Genomic DNA, 18,774 nt, shown 5'->3' with positions numbered 1-18,774 from the left:
AACGGCTTGCACCGAAACGGAAATCGGAGCGCAAATTTCCGTCTCGACAAGCTTGCGCGCGATGCTTACCGTCTCGAAAGTTTCGAGAAGGTGATCCGATGCATTCCGATACCTATCCGCGTGACCTGGTTGGCTATGGGCGCAATACGCCCGATCCGAAATGGCCGGGCGACGCCCGCGTCGCCGTACAATTCGTGATCAACTACGAGGAAGGCGGGGAAAGCTCCATCCTCGACGGCGATCCGGCCTCGGAAAACCTGCTGTCGGAAATCGTCGGGGCGCAACCCTGGCCGAACCAGCGCAACCTTAATATGGAATCGATTTACGAATACGGATCGCGCGCCGGCTTCTGGCGCTTGTGGCGGCTGTTCACGGAGCTCAAGGTTCCAGCAACCGTGTACGGCGTGACGCTTGCGATGGCACGCAATCGCGAGGCCGTTGCGGCCATGAAGGAGGCCGGCTGGGAGATCGCGAGCCACGGCTATCGCTGGCTCGAATACAAGGATTTCCCGGAGGAACTTGAGCGTCAGCACATTCTGGAAGCGGTGCGCCTGCACACCGAACTGACCGGCGAGCGCCCCTATGGCATGTATCAGGGCAAGCCCTCGGACAACACCCTGCGGCTGGTCATGGAAGAGGGCGGCTTCCTCTATTCCTCCGATTCCTATGCCGACGATCTGCCCTACTGGGTCAAGGGGGTCGACGGCAATCCGTTCCTGATCATCCCCTACACGCTCGAGACCAATGACATGCGGTTCGCCACGCCGCAGGGCTTCAACTCCGGCGACCAGTTCTTCACCTACCTGAAAGACGCCTTCGACACGCTCTACGAGGAGGGCAAGGAGGGCAGCCCGAAGATGATGTCGGTCGGCCTGCATTGCCGGCTAGTGGGCAGGCCCGGCCGGATCGCGGCGCTCAGGCGCTTCATCGAATATACGCAGAAGCACGACAAGGTATGGACACCTCGGCGCGTCGAGATCGCGCGCCACTGGCACCAGCACCACAAACCGGGGGCGGTCTGATGACGCGCGACGAGTTTGTGCAGCGCTTCGGCGGCGTCTTCGAACATTCGCCCTTCATTGCCGAACGCGCCTATGATGGCGGCGAAATCCGTGAACAGCTGACGTCAGGCGGCACACACACAGCGCTTGCGCGCGCGTTTCGCGCTGCGAGTCCCGAAGAACGGCTGGGCGTGCTTCGCGCCCATCCCGATCTTGCCGGACGGCTTGCCATTGCCGGCGAACTGACTGAGGACAGCCGCAAGGAGCAGGCAGGCGCGGGCCTCGATCGGCTCAGCCCTGAAGAACATGCGCGATTTACCGAACTTAACGCCGCCTATGTGACCAAATTCGGCTTTCCCTTCATCATCGCGGTCAAGGGACTGAACAGGCAGGATATTCTTGTCGCGTTCGAGCAGCGGCTCGGCAATGGTCGTGACGAGGAATTTGCCACAGCCGCCGCGCAGGTCGAAAAGATCGCCCTTTTGCGCCTGCAAGCAATGCTTCCTGAGAGTTGAGCGACCGGTCTTGCCAGCCATCCCGAAGCGTGAGTTCTTTTCAGCGCTTCACCGCTCGCCTATAGTCTCAGGCATAGGGAGCGGCGAGGCGATGAGATCGTCGGAAGTGCTGGAAAAGAACAGGCAGGCGATCCGCGAGGCAACGACACGCTTCAAGGCGGCGAACCCGCGCGTCGGCCTGCTGGAGGAATTGCAGGAATTGATGGACGGGACGGGGATTCATCTTTTGACGCCCGGTGACCTTCCGGAAAGAATCCGTGGGCGCGTGCTGCGGGAAGCAAAGCCGATATGAATTTCGACCGAATTCCGCACCTGCTCCAGCGCATGTATCAGGCTGCGTCCGAAGCGCACTCGATGATCGAGAAAGTTGACAAGGAGGCGTTTCGGCAGGACATGGTCCTTCAGCGAGCGGTCGGAATGAGCCTTCTCATGGCTTCCGAAATTGCCACCCAGCTCCTGACGCACTATCCCGAATTCACCGCTGAACATCCGGAATTTCCATGGGAGGCGATGCGGGGTATGCGAAACCGGATTGCGAATGAATATTTCGATATCGATCCGGAGCGGGTATGGGAGGCCGCCAGGAACGATGTCCCCGACCTTCTGGCCAGGCTCGATCTCGTCCGCCACTGGCGGGCGGAGGGCGAATGAGCCGTGTCTGAATTTCTTCATATCCGTCCCCTGACGCAATCGGCCTTTGCTTCGTTCGGCGAGGTCATCGAGGCCGATCCGGCGCGCATGCGGTTGATCAACGGCGGCACCACCGAGCGTTTTCATGCCTTGGCGGCGGCGGAGGCCGCGGGCGAGGGCGCCCGCGTCGTCATCAACCTCTTCCGGGGGCAGCCGCGCGTATTTCCGTACGCGGTCAATATGATGGAGCGCCATCCGCTCGGCAGCCAGAGCTTTTCGCCGCTCTCGGGCCGGCCCTATCTCGTCGTCGTCTCCAAGGACGAAGCGGGAAGACCCGGGCCGCCGCAGGTCTTTCTTGCGCGCGGCGATCAGGGCGTGAACTATCGCCGCAACGTCTGGCACCACCCGCTGATGTCGCTTGATGCGCCGAGCGATTTTCTTGTGGTCGACCGCGACGGGCCGGGCAACAATCTGGAAGAGTTTTTCTTCGACACCCCCTTCATCATCGGAGCGCCGGCGCCATGACAGGTCTTACCACGCACGTCCTCGATACCGCTTCCGGCAAGCCTGCCGAGGCGATGAGGATCGACCTCTACCGGATCGAAGGCGAGGGTCGCACCCATCTCAAGACGGTGAGGACGAACGCCGATGGCCGGGTCGACGGCGGACCGCTTCTCGTCGGGGATATGTTCGCCGCCGGCACCTACGAACTGATTTTCCATGCCGGCGACTATCTCAGGGCGAGTGGCATCAAACTGCCCGACCCCGCCTTCCTTGAGGTTGTCCCGATCCGCTTCGGCATCGCCGACACGGCGGCGCATTATCATGTGCCGCTGCTGATCTCACCCTACGGCTATTCGACCTACCGAGGGAGTTGAACCGAGGGCTCGCGACCGTCGTTTCGCTACTGACGTCCCGCGATGATCGACGAATTGACGTCGTTAATGTCGCGCTTGCCGCAGAGCGCCATGGTGATGTCCATCTCCTTGCGGATGATGCCGAGTGCGAGGCTGACGCCTTCCTTGCCCATGGCGCCGAGGCCGTAGAGGAAGGGGCGGCCGATGAAGGTGCCTTTGGCGCCGAGCGCGACCGCTTTCAGCACGTCCTGTCCCGAGCGAATGCCGCCGTCGAGATGCACCTCGACCTTGTCGCCGACCGCATCGACGATCCTCGGCAGCATGCTGATCGAGGAGGGCGCACCGTCGAGCTGGCGGCCGCCGTGGTTCGATACGATGATGGCGTCGGCGCCGGTCCTTGCGGCGGCCTCAGCGTCTTCCACGTCGAGAATGCCCTTGATGATCAGTGGGCCGCCCCAGCGTTCCTTGATCCAGGCGACGTCGTCCCACGACAGCTGCGGGTCGAACTGTTCGGCCGTCCAGGACGACAGCGAGGAGAGATCGGAGACGTTCTTCGCATGGCCGACGATGTTGCCGAAGCTGCGGCGCTTGGTCTGCAGCATGCCCATGCACCAGGCAGGCCGCGTCGCCATCTGCCAGATGTGCTTGGGCGTGAATTTCGGTGGCGCGGAGAGGCCGTTGCGCAAATCCTTGTGTCGCTGTCCGAGGATCTGCAGGTCCGCCGTCAGTACCAGAGCGGAGCATTTCGCCGCCTTGGCGCGGTCAATCAGGTTGGCGACGAAATCACGGTCCTTCATGACGTAGAGTTGGAACCAGAAGGGTTTGGTCGTCACCGAGGCCACGTCTTCGATCGAGCATATGCTCATGGTCGAGAGCGTGAAGGGGATTCCGAACTCCTCGGCCGCGCGCGCCGCCAGCATTTCGCCGTCGGCATGCTGCATGCCGGTGAGGCCCGTCGGCGCCAGTGCCACCGGCATCGATACCCGTTGCCCGACCATGGTCGTTTCCAGCGAGCGGTTCGTCATGTCGACGAGCACGCGCTGGCGCAGTTTGATATCGGCGAAGTCCCGCTCATTGGCGTTGTAGGTCGACTCCGTCCAGGCGCCCGAATCGGCATAGTCGAAGAACATCTTTGGTACGCGGCGTTGGGCAAGGCGCTTGAGATCGGCGATGGTGAGCGGAGTGGCCATGGTCTGGATGCCTTCACATGTGAATGTCATATTTGCTTATAAGGCAATGGCTCGACAATTGGAATCCTTTTCATGCCTTCAGGCAACAAGAAGGAAACGACTGCCGCGCGGCCCTCTTCAAGCGCGCCGCGAGCCTGCGCGACCTCGGTCGATGAAAACTCCCCAGCAATCGATCGAACTATGCCGATCCGCAAAATCTCTAGCAACGTATTTGTTGAGTGCGGGCGATTCTAGGAACAGGCGGGCCGGCGGCCAAAAAAATCGACTGGAGATGTCGAAATGCCGATGCCCCGCGCGTCTTTGAGAGGTGAGGGCATGGCAAGGCGCCAGGTCCATGGAACAGGGTGGCCCCACCCTTCGAAGCCGGCGCGGCGCGGCCGCTGCAACGCGATCGAATGTGGTGCATAGTCGCCTGCAAGGGAGGATGGATGAGCATGACAGTTCCCTATCGATGGGTGATCGTCGCCGTGGGCGCGTTGATGACCTGCGTCGCCATGGGCGCGATGTTTTCGCTGGCGATCTTCCAGCAGCCGATTGCGGCAGCGACGGGTTGGTCGCATCTGGGCATTTCGAGCGCCATGACGCTGAATTTCATTGTGATGGGTCTCGGCGGCTTCATGTGGGGCATGTTGAGCGACCGTTTCGGGCCGCGCGTCGTCGTATTGATCGGCGCCGTCATCCTCGGCATTGCGCTGGTGGTCGCGAGCCGGGCCGTTTCCCTGCTGCAGTTCCAGCTCGCCTACGGCGTCTTGGTCGGGCTTGCCGCCAGTGCCTTCTTCGCACCGATGATCGCCGCAACGACCGCCTGGTTCGACACAAATCGCGGCCTTGCCGTCTCGTTGGTCACGGTCGGCATCGGCGTGGCGCCGATGACGATCTCGCCGCTCGCCCGCTGGCTGATCACCGCCTACGACTGGCGCATGGCCATGCTGATCATCGGTATCGGCGCCTGGGCGCTGCTCTTGCCTTCGGCGTTTCTGGTTCGCATGCCGGCGGGCGGCGCGACGGGCTCCGGCGTCGATCACTCATCGCACAATGAACGGCCGTCGCTTTCGCGCGTCTTCCGCTCGCCGCAATTCCTGGTGCTCGGCTTTACCTTCTTTGCCTGCTGTGCGGCCCATTCCGGGCCGATCTTCCACATGGTCAGCTATGCCACGATCTGTGGTGTGGCGCCGATGGCGGCCGTCAGCATCTATAGCGTCGAGGGTCTTGCAGGATTGGGCGGTCGGCTGGTCTATGGCGCCGCGGCCGACAGGTTCGGCGTCAAGCCGGTGCTGGTCATCGGCCTGCTCGTCCAGGCGATCGTGCTCTCGCTCTATCTCTTCGCTCACGAGCTCACGCAGTTCTATGCTCTGGCCATGATTTTCGGGAGCGCCTATGGCGGGGTCATGCCGCTCTATGCCGTGCTGGCGCACGAATATTTCGGCCCGCGTATCATCGGCACGGTGTTCGGCGCGGCGACGATGCTCTCCAGCATTGGCATGGCCTTCGGCCCCCTGATCGGCGGCTGGATCTACGACACCTATGCCAGCTATTCCTGGCTGTTTATCGGCTCTGCGCTCGTAGGCCTCGGTGCAGCCGCGATCGCGCTCGCCTTCCCGCCCTTGCCGGCGAGGAAGGGTGAGGCGGCGCTGCAGGGGTCGTGAAGCGTGACACGCTGTCCCAGTGGCCGGTGAGTATCAGAGGGCAGTCTTTACTGCCTTGCCCGCCACATAGGTTTCCGCCACGGCGCGGTCGTCGCCCATGGTTTGGAGCAGGAAGAGTTCTTCCGGCAGCGTCTTCACAACCTCCATCTTCAGCGCCATCGCAGGTGTCGCGGCGGCGTCGAGAACGACGAGATCGGCATCGGTGCCGGGGTCGAGCGTGCCGATGCGGTCGGCAAGCGACAGCGCTTCCGCGTTGCCGAGCGTCATGTGATAGTAACTGTCCAGCGGGTTGAGGCGCTCGCCGAGCAGTTGCTGGATCTTATAGGCCTCGTCCATGGTACGCAGCATCGAATAGCTCGATCCGCCGCCGATATCGGTGGCAACGCCGATGCGCACCGGCTTTTCACGACGAGCGAACGCCTTCAGCGGGAAGAGGCCCGAGCCGAGGAACAGGTTGGAGGTGGGGCAGTGGACGGCAACGGCCCCCGCCTCGCTCATCGCGTCGGCTTCCCGTTCCGACAGGTGGATGCAGTGACCGAAGAGGCTTTTCCTGCCCAGCAGACCGTAGCGGGCATAGATGTCGGTGTAGTCGATCGCCTCGGGATAAAGCTCGCAGGTGAAGGCGATTTCGGCGTGGTTTTCCGAGAGATGCGTCTGGATGTGGAGGTCGGGAAATTCGCGGGCGAGTGTGGCTGCCGCCTCCATCTGCTCGGGCGTCGAGGTGATGGCGAAGCGCGGCGTGATGGCGACGTGGTTGCGGCCCTTGCCGTGCCATTCGGCGATGACCGCGCGGGTTTCGTCGTAGCCCATCTCGGGCGTGTCGAGCAGCCCCTGCGGCGCGTTGCGGTCCATCATCACCTTGCCGCCGACCATGCGCATGTTGCGGCGCAAGGCCTCCGCGAAATAAGCGTCGCCCGAGGCTTTGTGGACCGAGCAATAGGCAACCGCCGTCGTCGTCCCGTGGCGGATCAGTTCGTCGTAGAAATGGGTCGCGATGCGTTCCGCATGGGCGCGCTCCACGAAGCGACATTCCTCGGGGAAGGTGTAGGTGTTCAGCCATTCCAGAAGGTTCGCCGCATAGGAGGCAATCACCTGCATCTGCGGAAAATGCAGATGCGTGTCGATGAGGCCGGGCAGGATGAGATGCGGACGGTGATCAATCTCGATCGTCTCGGCGGGCGCTTTCGCCTTGATCTCCGCATAGGCGCCGCGCGCGACGATGCGGCCATCTTCGATCAGCAGCCCGCCGTTGGTTTCATAGGTATAGCTTCCTGCGTCGGTCAGGCTTTGTGGTGCCCGATTGAAGGAGAGAAGGCGACCGCGCAGGAGTGTGGATGTCATTGAATATTGCCTTGATCTGATGATGCGTCGCGCCCCGGTCGCCCGGACCGCAGCCGTTTTCGGCGCAAGTTGCCCGGCAAGGCGCGCGTCCGACGTAGTAGCACAAGCGGCTTAAGGTGCAGAAGTCTTGTCGCGCGCAATTGCCGCTTGCGCTCAGGGAGCGGGCTTAGCCGCCAGCATCGCGGGCGTGGCCGCGCAGCCGCCAAGCACTCTTTCTTCAAAGGTCAGAAGCGCCTTGTAGGGATAGTGCCGGTCCGACATGTTGTCGGAACAATCGCCTTTCGTCACCGTCACCGTAAACGGCTTTGTGCCGCCGCTGACGGTCCAGGTGGCGCTGCCGCCTTCGAATTTTGGCCCGGCATTGCTGCCTTGAATGTCCTCCTCGCCGGGGCGGCTGAGGGTTACATGTTCGGCGCGGATCGAGACGCCCCAGAACGGCTCGGTTCCGAGCGCATTGAGGTCGCCGCTGAAATCGCCGGTCGCCGCCGTATCGTTCCCCTCCTCGCAGCCGACAAGTGCGGCCGCGAGGAGGAGTGCCCCGCCGGCCATGCTGAGACGCCTGGACTTCATTGCGCCGTACCTCCCGCGACCGCGCTTTCGTACCAGGCGACCAGCAGCTTGCGTTCCTCCGGCGTTACGTCCGTGACGTTGCCGGGCGGCATGGCGTGGCTGCGTCCGGCCTGAATATAGATCTCGCGCGCACGCATGGCGATCTCGCCTTCACTTTCCAGCGTCACGCCCTTCGGCGCCCGCGCGATGCCTTCATATACGGGTTCGGCGGCGTGGCACATCGAACAGCGCGACGAAATCATTTCCTTGACCGCGGGAAAATGTGCGTCCGCGGCGAAAGCCTGAAAGGCGGGGGAGAGCGCCTGCGCGTCCTTCTCTCCGGTCAGCACCTTTGGCACGGTCGAGAGCCAGATGATGACGATGAAGAGGATGACGGTGACGATCCAGGTCCAGGTTGGTCGGCCCTTGCGGGCGTGAGTCGTGTTGAACCAGTGGCGGATGGTGGCACCCATCAGGAAGACCAGCGCCGCGATCACCCAGTTGTAGGCGGTCGCGAACGCCAACGGATAGTGGTTCGACAGCATGAAGAAGATGACTGGCAGCGTCAGGTAGTTGTTATGCAGCGAGCGCTGCTTGGCGATGAAGCCGTATTTCGGGTCGGGCGTGCGCCCCGCGATCAGGTCGGCGACGACGATCTTCTGGTTGGGAATGATGATGAAGAAGACGTTGGCCGACATGATGGTGGCGGTAAACGCACCGAGATGCAGAAAGGCGGCACGGCCGGAAAAGACCTGCGTATAGCCCCAGGCCATGACGACGAGCGCCACATATAGCACGGCCATCAGGGTCCACAGGTGCTTGCCGAGCGGCGATTTGCACAGCAGGTCGTAGATGATCCAGCCGAGCGCCAGCGATGCGATCGAAAGGAAGATAGCGGTGGTTGGGCTGACATCGAGGACATGACGGTCGACGAGGAAGAGGCTGGCGCCACCGTAATAGACGATGCAGAGCATCAGGAAGCCGGAGAGCCAGGTGAAGTAGCTCTCGTATTTGAACCAGGTCAAATGCTCCGGCATCGTGGCCGGCGCCACCAGATATTTCTGGATATGATAGAAGCCGCCGCCATGGACCTGCCACTCTTCGCCGTAGGCGCCGGGGGGGAGATGGGGTCGTTGGACCAGGCCGAGATCGAGCGCTATGAAATAGAAGGAAGAACCGATCCAGGCGATCGCGGTGACGACGTGGAACCAGCGAGCGGCAAAGGCCAGCCACTCCCAGGCGATGGCATATTCGTACATTCAGATCCCCTTTTTGCCTTCTGCCCAACACCTTGCAAAAACTTCGGGCTCTAGGAAAGGGGGGAGTTGGCGCGCCGCGACTTTCCCACGGCCTGCGCACGGGACCTTACGCGATACACGATCCTGTGAATTGTCGATTGGCCGCGAATCCGTAATTCTCGGGTGACCGATGCGCCTTCTCGCCTTGCCGCGATGCTTTGGCGGCATAGATGACTAGAAAGGCGGCCTCGATAGGGGCCGGCGCCGGATGGAGAAGCCTCCACGGCAGCTATCATCGGCGGAGAATTGCCAATGCGCGGTCTTCTGACGCTGGTCGTAATTGCCTTTGCGGGCTCGGTTGCAGCGCACGACGCTCCCACCGGCTGGAGATACGATCCCTATTGCTGCAACGGCGATGGCGTGACCGGCGATTGCCAGATGATCCCGTCACGCACCGTCAAGGTCGTAGAGGGCGGGTTTCAGATTACGCTCGAACCGGGCGATCATCATCTCGCCACCCGCAACCATATTTTCATGATGCCGACGCGAAAGACCATGCGCTCGCCGGACGGAGCCTATCACCTCTGCCTATTCCCCAATGAAAACACGCCACGCTGCTTTTATGCGCCCGACATGGATTTTTGACCCGCCGAGGAGCGCTGTCGAAGACCTCGGAGCGCGACGGGAGAACCGCGCATCAATCCTGCGCAACGCCGAATTCGCCAAGAATCCAGTTGCGAAACGCCTTGATCTTCAGGACGTTTCGCCGGTTTTCCGGGTAGGCGAGCCAATAGTCGCGGCCGTCGGTGCAGGTCAGATCGAACGGCTGGTATAGCCGCCCCGCTGCGACGTCATCTGCGTAGAACTGCGGGGTCAGGATCGCCACGCCCTGGCCGGCCATGGCGGCGCTCGCCGCCAAGGTCTGTGCGCCGAGCAGATTGCGCGGATGTGTGCCAACGGTATCTGCGACCCCGGCAGCGTGGAGCCAGAGGTCCCACCAGGGATCTTCTGGATCGATAATGCGCAGGTTGAGCAGATCGGCTGGCGTCGGAATGCCGCCGGCTGCTTCGGCCAGCTTCGGATGAAGCATCGGGGTGAAGTCGATTTTCATCAATGGATGGGCGCGAAGGCCCGGCCACTCGCCGCGACCGCTTCGGATCGCAACATCGGCCGCTTCCTTCGAAAAGTCGATGAGCGTGTCCGACGTCGTCAGCCGCACGGCGATATTCGGATGATGCATTTGAAACGAACCGATGCAGCGCGCCAGCCAATGAATGGCAAATGTCGGCGTCGTGTGGATGTGGAGCGTGGCTTCCGTATCGTCGCGAACGGAAGCCATCACTTCAGCGAGCATCTCGAATACCTCGGCGATCTTGGGGGCCAGTCGCTTGCCCGTGTCCGTCAGCTCGATCTGGCGGGGGCGTCGCAGGAACAACTGCTCGCCGATGTTCTCTTCCAGCAGCTTTATCTGGTAGCTGACCGCGGTCTGGGTCAAGCCCAGCTCCTCCCCGGCCTTGGTGAAGCTTGCGAGCCGCGCCACCGCCTCGAATACGCGCAGGGCATTCAGCGGGATCTGCCGGGACAGCTTCATGGATAAGCTCTCTTTATGCATGCAGACGATTGTTCGATTGGAATTACAGCATTTTTGGCGGCAAACTGCAACTTGATCTATCAATTGAATTAGAGGTGATGTTATGAACTGCACCGTTGTTGCCGCCGGGGTCGAGGAAAGACAGCCGCTGTTCGTTCGCCTGATGCCGTTGGTCGCCAGCATGCTGAAGCGGCATTTCCGCCCGCACTATAAGCAGTTGGATTTCGAGGCCATGCCGGACCACATGATGCGCGATCTCGGATTTCTCGATGGGAACGATCCGCGCTACGAGGATGAGCGCTGGCGGTAGACGGCAAAGGCCGTCAGGATCTCGGCGGCCGTCAGGGCGGCGATGACTTCGGGCCGCTTGTCCTTGACCACAGCGCCGCCGATCGGCAACGTCAGATGGTCAAGTGCGGCGCCGTCGCCCTCGCGAACGAGCCAGCGGGCAAAGGTCGCCCGCTTCGTTGCCGAACCGATCATGCCGACATAGGCGAGGTCGGTTCGCAGCAATGCCTCGCGTGCGATCATGAAATCGAGCGCATGGTCGTGGGTGAGAATGACGGCAGCGCCACCCGGCTCGATTTCCTTGACGAGCGCTTCCGGCAGGGCGACCAGTCGGGTTTGCGAGCCCGGCGGCAGCGTCTCCAGTTCGTTCGCGCGCGTCTCCACGACGACTGCCCGAACGGGAAGCGGCGCCAGCGCTGCAACCAACGCATGACCGACATGGCCGGCGCCGAAGATGTAGATGTGCGGTCGCACTGCCGCCTCCGCCTCCAGCCGCCTTTCGATGTCCCCGGCAAGCTCAGCGGTTACCTGACGGAAGAGCAACTGCGTGCGTCCGCCGCAGCACTGGCCGATCTCCGGCCCAAGCGGGATGTCCATGACCTCCTGGCCCCCGCCTGAAAGCAGCGCTCGGGCATTGGCAATCGCCATGAACTCGAACTGCCCGCCGCCGATGGTTCCCCAGATCGAAGTTTTCGATACCAGCATGACAGTTCCGGCTTCGCGAGGCGTGGAACCCTGGGCGCGGGCAATCTCGACAGCGATGCATCGTGGATGGGCGGCAAGGAAGGCGCGGAAATCAGCCATGGCCGGTGAGTGCCGCGGCACCCCCCTCTGTCCTGCCGGACATGTCCCCCACAAGGGGGGTGAGCGCTGGGGCTTGCTTCCGCCACTCATTGAGCGTCGGGAGGAAGGTAGGGCGTTCGCGGCCAATCTCCCCCCTTGTTGGGGAGATGTCCCGGAGGGACAGAGGGGGATAGGCCCGCCTTAGCATTTCTCACAGGGCCTTCAGCCGCTCGACCGCCATCAGCACGCGCTCCGGCGTCGCCGGCGCGTCCAGTTGCGGGCAGTGCTTATAGTCGGCGACGCTTGCCACCGCCATTGAGAGCGCCTCCAGCACCGAGATCGCCAGCATGAAGGGCGGTTCGCCGACGGCCTTGGAGCGGCCGATGGTGGGCTCGGCGTTCTCAGCCCATTCCGCCAGCTTGACGTTGAAGATCTTCGGGCGGTCGGAAGCGAGCGGGATCTTGTAGGTCGAGGGTGCGTGCGTGCGCAGCCGCCCCTTGGCATCCCACCACAGTTCCTCCGTCGTCAGCCAGCCCATGCCCTGCACGAAGGCGCCCTCTACCTGGCCGATGTCGATCGCCGGATTGAGCGAGCGGCCGACGTCGTGGAGGATGTCGGCGCGGTCGATCAGATATTCCCCCGTCAGCGTGTCGATCGACACCTCCGAGCAGGCGGCGCCATAGGCGAAATAATAGAAGGGGCTGCCGCGCCCGGCCTTGCGGTCCCAATGGATCTTCGGCGTTTTGTAAAAGCCCGCGGCGGAGAGCTGCACGCGGCCAAAATAGGCCTGGCGAATGAAATCGGGGAAGGGGACTTCCTCATCGCCGACCCGCACCCGGTTCGGCAGAAACTGCACCTCTTGCGCCTCGACGCTCCACTTCTCGGCCGCGAAGGCGACAAGTCGCTCTTTGATCTGGCGTGCCGCGTCGAAGGCGGCCATGCCGTTCAGGTCCGAACCTGAAGAGGCGGCTGTGGCCGAGGTGTTCGGCACCTTGCCCGTCGTCGTCGCGGTGATCTTCACCCGGTCGATGTCGACCTGAAAGGCGTCCGCCAGCACCTGCGCCACCTTGGTGTAGAGCCCCTGGCCCATTTCAGTGCCGCCGTGGTTCAGGTGGATCGAGCCGTCCTGATAGATGTGGACCAGCGCGCCTGCCTGGTTGAAGGCGGTCATGGTGAAGGAGATGCCGAATTTTACCGGCGTCAGCGCGATCCCGCGGCGGATATAGCGGCTGGAGCGGTTGAACTCGATGATTTCCTTGCGCCGCGCCTGATACTCGGCGGAGGTTTCGAGCTCGTCGACGATCCGCGCGATGATGCTGTCCTCCACCTCCTGATGGTAGGGGGTGAGCGTCCGGCCCGATCCCGGCTGGCCATAGAAATTCAGCTTGCGGATATCAAGCGGATCCTTGCCGACCGCATAGGCGACTTCCTCGATCATCCGCTCGGCCCCGAGCATCCCTTGCGGCCCGCCGAACCCACGAAAGGCCGTGTTGGAGACGGTGTGGGTCTTCAGCGGTTTCGACGTCAGATGCACATGCGGGTAGAAATAGCTGGAATCGGCGTGGAAGAGGGCGCGGTCGGTGACCGGGCCTGACAGGTCCGAGGAGAAACCGCAGCGCGCCGCATAGGTGGCGTCGACAGCGTGAATGCGACCCTCTTCGTCGAAGCCGACTTCGTAGTCGACGCGGAAATCGTGGCGCTTGCCGGTCGCCACCATATCCTCGTCGCGGTCCGGGCGGAATTTTATGGCGCGGTTGAGCTTCTTGGCGGCGATGGCGGCGAGTGCGGCGAACTGGTTGCCCTGCGTTTCCTTGCCGCCGAAACCGCCGCCCATGCGTCGCACATTCACCGTCACCGCGTTCGACGGAATATTCAGGACATGGCCGACGATATGCTGGATCTCGCTCGGATGCTGGGTCGATGACCAGACCGTTACCTCGTCGTCCTCGCCGGGGACGGCCATGGCGATGTGGCTTTCGAGATAGAAATGCTCCTGGCCGCCGATGCGCATTTGCCCCTTCAGCTGGCGGGGCGCCTTCGCCATTTCGGTCTCGGGCTCGCCGCGCTTCAGCGTCATCGGCGAGTAGACCAGAGGTTCGCCATTGGCGAGCGCACCGTCGATGTCGCTCCAGTGGGGCAGGTCGCGGTATTCGATCTTCGCAAGCCGCGCGGCGCGGCGTGCTGCGTCGCGGCTTTCCGCGATCACGGCGAAGATCGGCTGGCCGTGGAACTCCACCCTGCTTTCGGCAAGCAGCGGCTCGTCGTGCATGCCGTTGGAGCTGGTGTCGTTGGCGCCGGGCACATCCTTGCCGGTAAAGACCCAGACGACGCCTGGATAAGTTTCGACGGCGGAAAGATCCATGCCGACGATGTCCGCATGGGCGCGGTCCGAAAGGCCGAGCGCGCCGTGCAGGAGGTTTGCCGGCTCCGCAATGTCGTCGATGTAGTCGGCCGCACCCGTCACGTGTTTATGGGCGGAATCGTGTCTGAGCGATCCATGCATGGGACCGTTGATGACGACTTTGGCGCTGTCGAAGGCGGATTTGTCCATCACGCGATTTCCTCGAATCGCCGCAACTCCTGCGGCGCGCCGGCGGTCTCCAGATAAAAACGCGTCAGCAGGTTCTTGGCGGTCAGTTGACGGTATTCGCTCGTTGCGCGCCAGTCGGTAAGCGGCTTGAAGTCGGCGTCGAATGCCGGGCGGGCGGCAAGGACGGTCTCTTCCGTCCAGGGCTTGCCGATCAGTTCCGCCTCGACCGTGCGGGCGCGCTTCGGCGTTGCCGCCATGCCGCCGAAGGCGATGCGGATGTCGGCGACCGCGCCCGACGCGTCTAGCGTCAGGTGGAAGGCGCCGAGTACGGCGGAGATATCCTCATCGCGGCGTTTGGTGATCTTGTAGACAGAAAAGTGGCTGTCCTTTGCGGGGTAGGGCACAAAAACGCTTTCCACGAATTCGTCGCGTTGACGCGCCTGCTTGCCGTAGTCGATGAAGAAATCCTCGAGTGGCATCGCGCGCTGACCGGCGGTCGAACGCAGCTTGACTGTGGCGCCGAGCGCAATCAGCGGCGGCGGCGTATCGCCGATCGGCGAGCCGTTGGCGATGTTGCCGCCGATCGTGCCCATGTTGCGCACCTGGTCGCCGCCGATCCTGTCGATGAGACGTCCGAGCGACGGGATTTTCGCGGCGATCGCCGCAAAGGCTTGGGTATAGGTGACCCCCGCGCCGATGGTGATGCCGTCGTCGCCGGCGGCAAGCGTCTGAAGCTCGGTGAGATGATTGATGAAGACCACGGGATTGAGCGGCCGCATCTGCTTCGTCACCCAGAGCCCGACATCCGTCGCGCCCGCGACCATGGTCGCGGTGGTCTCGTCGGCGAGGATCTGGGCGAGCGCCGTCACGGAGCCCGGAACGATCAGCCGCTCGCCGCCGCTATCGACAACGATCGTCTCGCCGGTCTGCATGGCCCAGAGGCGGGAGATGATGTCGGCCCGCGTCGTTTCCAAGGGATCGAAAAGGGCGCTGGGGCGTGTCAGGCTCACCTGCTCGGCAGCCTTCACGATCGGCTCATATCCGGTGCAGCGACAGAGATTGCCTTGAAGGGCTTTCTCGATTTCGGCACGGCTGGGCTTCTCGTTCGCCAGCCAGAGGCCGTAGAGCGACATGACGATACCGGGTGTGCAGAAGCCGCATTGCGAGCCGTGACAATCGACCATTGCCTGTTGCACCGGGTGCAGCGTGCCGTCCTTGGCGGCCAGATGCTCGATGGTCACGACATGCGCGCCGTTGAGGGAACCGACGAAGCGAATGCAGGCATTGACCGTCTCGTAGCGCAGGGCGCCGTCGACGAGCCGGCCGACGAGCACTGTACAGGCGCCGCAATCGCCCTCCGCGCATCCCTCCTTCGTGCCTCTCAGATGTCGGTTGAGACGCAGGAAGTCGAGGAGCGTCTCGGTCGGGCGCAGGTTCGAAAGCGAGATATCTTCGCCGTTGAGAATAAAGCGGATGGCGTCGTTCATGGGGCTCCCGTCGGTGTTCCTCGCTCAACCGTGTATGGTTATGCCGCAGTCCACCCACCGTCAATCGACACATGCGTGCCGGTCACCTGCCGCGCCTCGTCGCTGGCGAGATAGAGCGCAAGTGCTCCGATTTCCTCGGCCTTGACGAATTCGTGGGTCGGTTGCGCCTTGAGGATGACTTCGGTCTTCACCTGCTCCTCGGTCATGCCGCGGGCGCGCGCCGTATCCGGGATCTGCCGCTCGACGAGTGGGGTCAGCACATAGCCGGGGCAAATGGCATTCACGGTCACGCCGAATTCGGCAAGCTCGAGCGCCGCGGTCTTTGTCAGGCCCAGTATACCATGCTTTGCCGCCACATAGGCGGATTTGAACGGCGAGGCGACGAGGCCGTGGGCCGAAGCGATGTTGACGATCCGGCCATGCTTCTTGGCTTTCATGTGCGGGATCGCGGCCCGCATCGTGTGGAACGAGCTCGACAGGTTGATGGCGATGATCTGGTCCCATTTGTCGATCGGGAAATCCTCGATCTTTTCGACATGCTGGATGCCGGCATTGTTGACGAGCACGTCGACGCCGCCAAACGTCTTTGCCGCGGTCTCGATGAGGTCGGCGATCTCGGCGGGCTTCGTCATATCGGCCGGATGATAGGCCACCTTGCCGCCGCCGATGCCCGCAAGGCGGTCCTTGATCGCCTCGATTTCCTCCGGCTTTCCGAAGCCGTTGATGACGACGTTGTCGCCCTTTTGCGCAAAGGCCGTGGCGATCGCCAGCCCGATGCCGCTTGTGGATCCGGTGACGACGACTGTTCTTGCCATGAAGATCTCCTGAAGGTCGCAGCCGCATCCGGCCGCAATGGGTTGAACAAGGTTATGCGCAAACGAGATGCGCTTGCAACGACAACACTCGACAATGTGCGGGCACGTGCATATATTTGCACAGTGTGGGGCGGTGATGAAGACGAACACGGCAAAGATCCGGCGGAGACTTGAGAGGGATGGCTGGTTCCTTGACCGGCATGGCGCCGGCCACGATGTCTACCGGCATCCGCAGATCGAGGGCATCGTCACATTGCCGCGACACACAACGGTATCGCCTTTGGTCGCCCGTTCCATCGGAAAGAAAGCGGGTTGGGCCGACCAGGCCTAGAAAGGAACTGAGATGGATCGTTATCCCGCAATCGTCGACGGCGAGGTCGGCGCTTATGGCGTCAGCTTCCCGGATATCGATGGCATCGTCGCGATGGGGGAGACGCTGGACGAAGCCATGCTCAATGCCGAGGAAGCCTTGCGCGACTACGCCACCGAGGCCGAGAAGGACGGTTTGGCGCTCGTAAAGCCAACCGCTCCCGAGGAGGTTCCGGTTCCGGAAGGTTGCACCCTTATCAGCGTCCCGCTCATCCGAATCAGTGGGCGCTCGGTCCGAGCCAATATGATGCTCGATGAAGACGTCCTCGCCTTCATCGACAGCGAGGCGCGCCGACGCTCCATGACGCGCACGTCTTACGTGGCCTGGATGACGCGTCGCATCGCTCAAATGGGCGGCTGACCATTTTTGTTTGACAGGCTTTCGCCCGTATTGTTCACCTTTGCACCTAACGGGAGTGGGGAGGACTGAATGAGCGGCTATGTGCTGGCAATAGACCAGGGAACGACGTCGACGCGGGCGATCGTCTTCAACGGGGAGATGAAGGTCGCCGGTGTCGGCCAGGAGGAGTTCCGGCAGATCTATCCTCAGTCCGGCTGGGTTGAGCACGACCCTGAGGAGATTTGGGAGAGCGTGCTCTCGACCGTCCGCAAGGCGATCGCGGCCGCCGGCATCGAGACCCGCCAGCTTGCCGCGATCGGCATCACCAACCAGCGCGAGACGGTGGTGGTCTGGGAGCGGGAGAGCGGTCGCCCGATCGGCAACGCCATCGTCTGGCAGGACCGGCGCACTGCGAATTATTGCGAGAAGCTTAAGCGGCAGGATCTGGAAAAGCTCTTCACCCGGCGCACCGGGCTGCTGCTCGACCCCTATTTTTCCGGCACGAAACTTTCCTGGCTGCTCTCCAACGTCAAGGGCGCGCGGGCGCGCGCCGCCAAGGGCGAACTTTGCTTCGGCACCATCGACACCTACCTTGTCTGGCGGCTGACGGGGGGCAAAAGCTTCGTAACCGATGCGACCAACGCATCGAGGACGCTGATGTACAATATCGGCGCCAATGCCTGGGACGAGGACCTGCTCGACATCCTGCGCGTGCCGTCGGCGATGCTGCCGGAGGTCAAGGATTGCGCCGCCGAATTCGGCGTCACGGACGAGGGCGTTTTCGGCGCGGCGATCCCTATCCTCGGCGTCGCCGGCGACCAGCAGGCGGCAACGATAGGCCAGGCCTGCTTCGAGCGCGGCATGATGAAATCGACCTACGGCACCGGCTGCTTTGCGCTGCTCAACACCGGCGCGGATATGGTGCGCTCGAAGAACCGCCTGTTGACCACGATCGCCTACCGGATGAACGGCAAGACCACCTATGCACTGGAAGGCTCGATCTTCATTGCCGGCGCTGCCGTGCAATGGCTGCGCGACGGCTTGAAGATGATCGAGCGCGCCAGCGATTCCGGGGAGTTGGCGGCGAAAGCGGATGAAACGCAAGAGGTCTATCTGGTGCCGGCCTTCACCGGCCTCGGCGCCCCCCATTGGGACGCCAACGCCCGCGGCGCGCTCTTCGGCATGACCCGCAACACGGGGCCGGCGGAATTCGCTCGCGCCGCGCTGGAAGCGGTCTGCTACCAGACGCGCGACTTGCTGGAGGCCATGCACAAGGACTGGAAAAACGGCGAAGACTCGACCGTGCTGCGCGTCGATGGCGGCATGGTCGCCTCCGATTGGACGATGCAACGGCTTGCCGATCTGCTCGACGCACCCGTCGATCGCCCTACCATCCTGGAAACCACCGCACTCGGCGCCGCTTGGCTCGCCGGCAGCCGCGCCGGCGTCTGGCCCGGCCAGGAGGAATTTGCGCGCTCCTGGGCTCGCGATCGCCGCTTCGAGCCTGAAATGGACGAGAAGCTGCGAACCACCAAGCTGAAGGGCTGGCGCAACGCCGTGAAGCGGACGCTGTCCGAGGGGTAAGGGGTGCCGCCGCCCGGAGG

General features: G+C 62.8%; 21 protein-coding genes. 12 read left to right on the top strand and 9 right to left on the bottom strand.

The window, feature by feature from the left end; translation table 11 throughout:
- Window positions 1–98: 98 nt before the first annotated feature.
- The 6 genes from puuE to uraH all read left to right on the top strand — a co-directional run bounded on the left by puuE (window position 99) and on the right by uraH (window position 3,024).
- On the top strand, window positions 99–1,022 hold the full coding sequence (gene puuE, locus AB4048_RS02235) for an allantoinase PuuE (RefSeq protein ID WP_442200284.1): 924 nt from the start codon (window positions 99–101) through the stop codon (window positions 1,020–1,022).
- Entirely contained in the window at window positions 1,019–1,516 is a 498-nt protein-coding gene (uraD, locus tag AB4048_RS02230; RefSeq protein ID WP_442200471.1) for a 2-oxo-4-hydroxy-4-carboxy-5-ureidoimidazoline decarboxylase, read from the top strand. Before puuE ends, uraD begins: the two co-directional genes overlap by 4 nt.
- Window positions 1,517–1,607: 91 nt before the next feature.
- Window positions 1,608–1,808 carry a hypothetical protein gene (locus tag AB4048_RS02225; RefSeq protein WP_442200283.1) on the top strand — a complete coding sequence of 67 codons (201 nt, stop codon included), beginning with the start codon at window positions 1,608–1,610 and terminating at the stop codon, window positions 1,806–1,808.
- Complete coding sequence (locus tag AB4048_RS02220; RefSeq protein WP_442200282.1) at window positions 1,805–2,167, top strand: HepT-like ribonuclease domain-containing protein; 363 nt, start codon at window positions 1,805–1,807, stop codon at window positions 2,165–2,167. Before AB4048_RS02225 ends, AB4048_RS02220 begins: the two co-directional genes overlap by 4 nt.
- A 3-nt stretch (window positions 2,168–2,170) precedes the next feature.
- A complete protein-coding gene (locus AB4048_RS02215) occupies window positions 2,171–2,671 on the top strand; it encodes an ureidoglycolate lyase (protein ID WP_442200281.1) in 501 nt (166 codons plus the stop codon).
- Window positions 2,668–3,024: a hydroxyisourate hydrolase gene (gene uraH / locus AB4048_RS02210; protein WP_442200280.1), complete on the top strand. Its 357-nt coding sequence runs from the start codon at window positions 2,668–2,670 to the stop codon at window positions 3,022–3,024. Before AB4048_RS02215 ends, uraH begins: the two co-directional genes overlap by 4 nt.
- 26 nt (window positions 3,025–3,050) lie before the next feature.
- Here the strand turns inward: uraH and AB4048_RS02205 are convergent, their stop codons facing one another.
- Complete coding sequence (locus AB4048_RS02205) at window positions 3,051–4,193, bottom strand: alpha-hydroxy acid oxidase (RefSeq protein WP_442200279.1); 1,143 nt, start codon at window positions 4,191–4,193, stop codon at window positions 3,051–3,053.
- Window positions 4,194–4,627: 434 nt separating this feature from the next.
- Here AB4048_RS02205 and AB4048_RS02200 point away from each other — a divergent pair, with 434 nt between their 5' ends.
- Entirely contained in the window at window positions 4,628–5,839 is a 1,212-nt protein-coding gene (locus AB4048_RS02200; protein WP_442200470.1) for an MFS transporter, read from the top strand.
- A 33-nt stretch (window positions 5,840–5,872) separates the two neighbouring features.
- On the opposite strand, the gene guaD is transcribed toward AB4048_RS02200, so the two are convergent.
- The 3 genes from guaD to AB4048_RS02185 all read right to left on the bottom strand — a co-directional run bounded on the left by guaD (window position 5,873) and on the right by AB4048_RS02185 (window position 8,988).
- Window positions 5,873–7,180: a guanine deaminase gene (guaD, locus tag AB4048_RS02195; protein ID WP_442200278.1), complete on the bottom strand. Its 1,308-nt coding sequence runs from the start codon at window positions 7,178–7,180 to the stop codon at window positions 5,873–5,875.
- 153 nt (window positions 7,181–7,333) lie between these two features.
- Entirely contained in the window at window positions 7,334–7,750 is a 417-nt protein-coding gene (locus AB4048_RS02190) for a COG3650 family protein (protein ID WP_442200277.1), read from the bottom strand.
- Entirely contained in the window at window positions 7,747–8,988 is a 1,242-nt protein-coding gene (locus AB4048_RS02185) for a urate hydroxylase PuuD (protein ID WP_442200276.1), read from the bottom strand. The genes AB4048_RS02190 and AB4048_RS02185 overlap by 4 nt, the downstream gene beginning before the upstream one ends.
- A 291-nt stretch (window positions 8,989–9,279) precedes the next feature.
- On the opposite strand from AB4048_RS02185, the gene AB4048_RS02180 reads away from it, so the two are divergent.
- Complete coding sequence (locus AB4048_RS02180; RefSeq protein WP_442200275.1) at window positions 9,280–9,612, top strand: hypothetical protein; 333 nt, start codon at window positions 9,280–9,282, stop codon at window positions 9,610–9,612.
- A gap of 52 nt (window positions 9,613–9,664) precedes the next feature.
- On the opposite strand, the gene AB4048_RS02175 is transcribed toward AB4048_RS02180, so the two are convergent.
- Window positions 9,665–10,558 (bottom strand): LysR substrate-binding domain-containing protein, encoded by an 894-nt coding sequence (locus tag AB4048_RS02175; protein ID WP_442200274.1) that lies wholly within the window; start codon window positions 10,556–10,558, stop codon window positions 9,665–9,667.
- A gap of 103 nt (window positions 10,559–10,661) precedes the next feature.
- Here AB4048_RS02175 and AB4048_RS02170 point away from each other — a divergent pair, with 103 nt between their 5' ends.
- Window positions 10,662–10,868 carry a hypothetical protein gene (locus tag AB4048_RS02170; RefSeq protein ID WP_442200273.1) on the top strand — a complete coding sequence of 69 codons (207 nt, stop codon included), beginning with the start codon at window positions 10,662–10,664 and terminating at the stop codon, window positions 10,866–10,868.
- Here AB4048_RS02170 and xdhC read toward each other — a convergent pair.
- The 4 genes from xdhC to AB4048_RS02150 all read right to left on the bottom strand — a co-directional run bounded on the left by xdhC (window position 10,844) and on the right by AB4048_RS02150 (window position 16,461).
- The gene (gene xdhC / locus AB4048_RS02165; RefSeq protein WP_442200272.1) at window positions 10,844–11,650 is read right to left on the bottom strand and encodes a xanthine dehydrogenase accessory protein XdhC; all 807 of its coding nucleotides are present in this window, start codon (window positions 11,648–11,650) and stop codon (window positions 10,844–10,846) included. The genes AB4048_RS02170 and xdhC overlap by 25 nt on opposite strands.
- 190 nt (window positions 11,651–11,840) lie before the next feature.
- Complete coding sequence (gene xdhB, locus AB4048_RS02160; protein WP_442200271.1) at window positions 11,841–14,180, bottom strand: xanthine dehydrogenase molybdopterin binding subunit; 2,340 nt, start codon at window positions 14,178–14,180, stop codon at window positions 11,841–11,843.
- Complete coding sequence (xdhA, locus tag AB4048_RS02155) at window positions 14,180–15,646, bottom strand: xanthine dehydrogenase small subunit (RefSeq protein ID WP_442200270.1); 1,467 nt, start codon at window positions 15,644–15,646, stop codon at window positions 14,180–14,182. The genes xdhB and xdhA overlap by 1 nt, the downstream gene beginning before the upstream one ends.
- A gap of 38 nt (window positions 15,647–15,684) precedes the next feature.
- On the bottom strand, window positions 15,685–16,461 hold the full coding sequence (locus AB4048_RS02150) for a 3-hydroxybutyrate dehydrogenase (RefSeq protein ID WP_442200269.1): 777 nt from the start codon (window positions 16,459–16,461) through the stop codon (window positions 15,685–15,687).
- 136 nt (window positions 16,462–16,597) lie between these two features.
- Between AB4048_RS02150 and AB4048_RS02145 the strand changes: the two genes are divergently transcribed.
- From AB4048_RS02145 to glpK, 3 genes are all read left to right on the top strand, one after another.
- Complete coding sequence (locus tag AB4048_RS02145; protein WP_442200268.1) at window positions 16,598–16,792, top strand: type II toxin-antitoxin system HicA family toxin; 195 nt, start codon at window positions 16,598–16,600, stop codon at window positions 16,790–16,792.
- Between the two features lie 12 nt (window positions 16,793–16,804).
- A complete protein-coding gene (locus tag AB4048_RS02140) occupies window positions 16,805–17,191 on the top strand; it encodes a type II toxin-antitoxin system HicB family antitoxin (protein ID WP_442200267.1) in 387 nt (128 codons plus the stop codon).
- Between the two features lie 69 nt (window positions 17,192–17,260).
- Window positions 17,261–18,754, top strand: a complete 1,494-nt coding sequence (gene glpK, locus AB4048_RS02135) for a glycerol kinase GlpK (protein WP_442200266.1) — start codon at window positions 17,261–17,263, stop codon at window positions 18,752–18,754.
- Window positions 18,755–18,774 lie beyond the last annotated feature (20 nt).

This window comes from Rhizobium sp. RAF56 (assembly GCF_052113965.1).
GTDB lineage: Bacteria > Pseudomonadota > Alphaproteobacteria > Rhizobiales > Rhizobiaceae > Rhizobium.
Note: the sequence above shows the minus strand (reverse complement) of the source record. Positions and strands in the feature narration are given on the sequence as shown.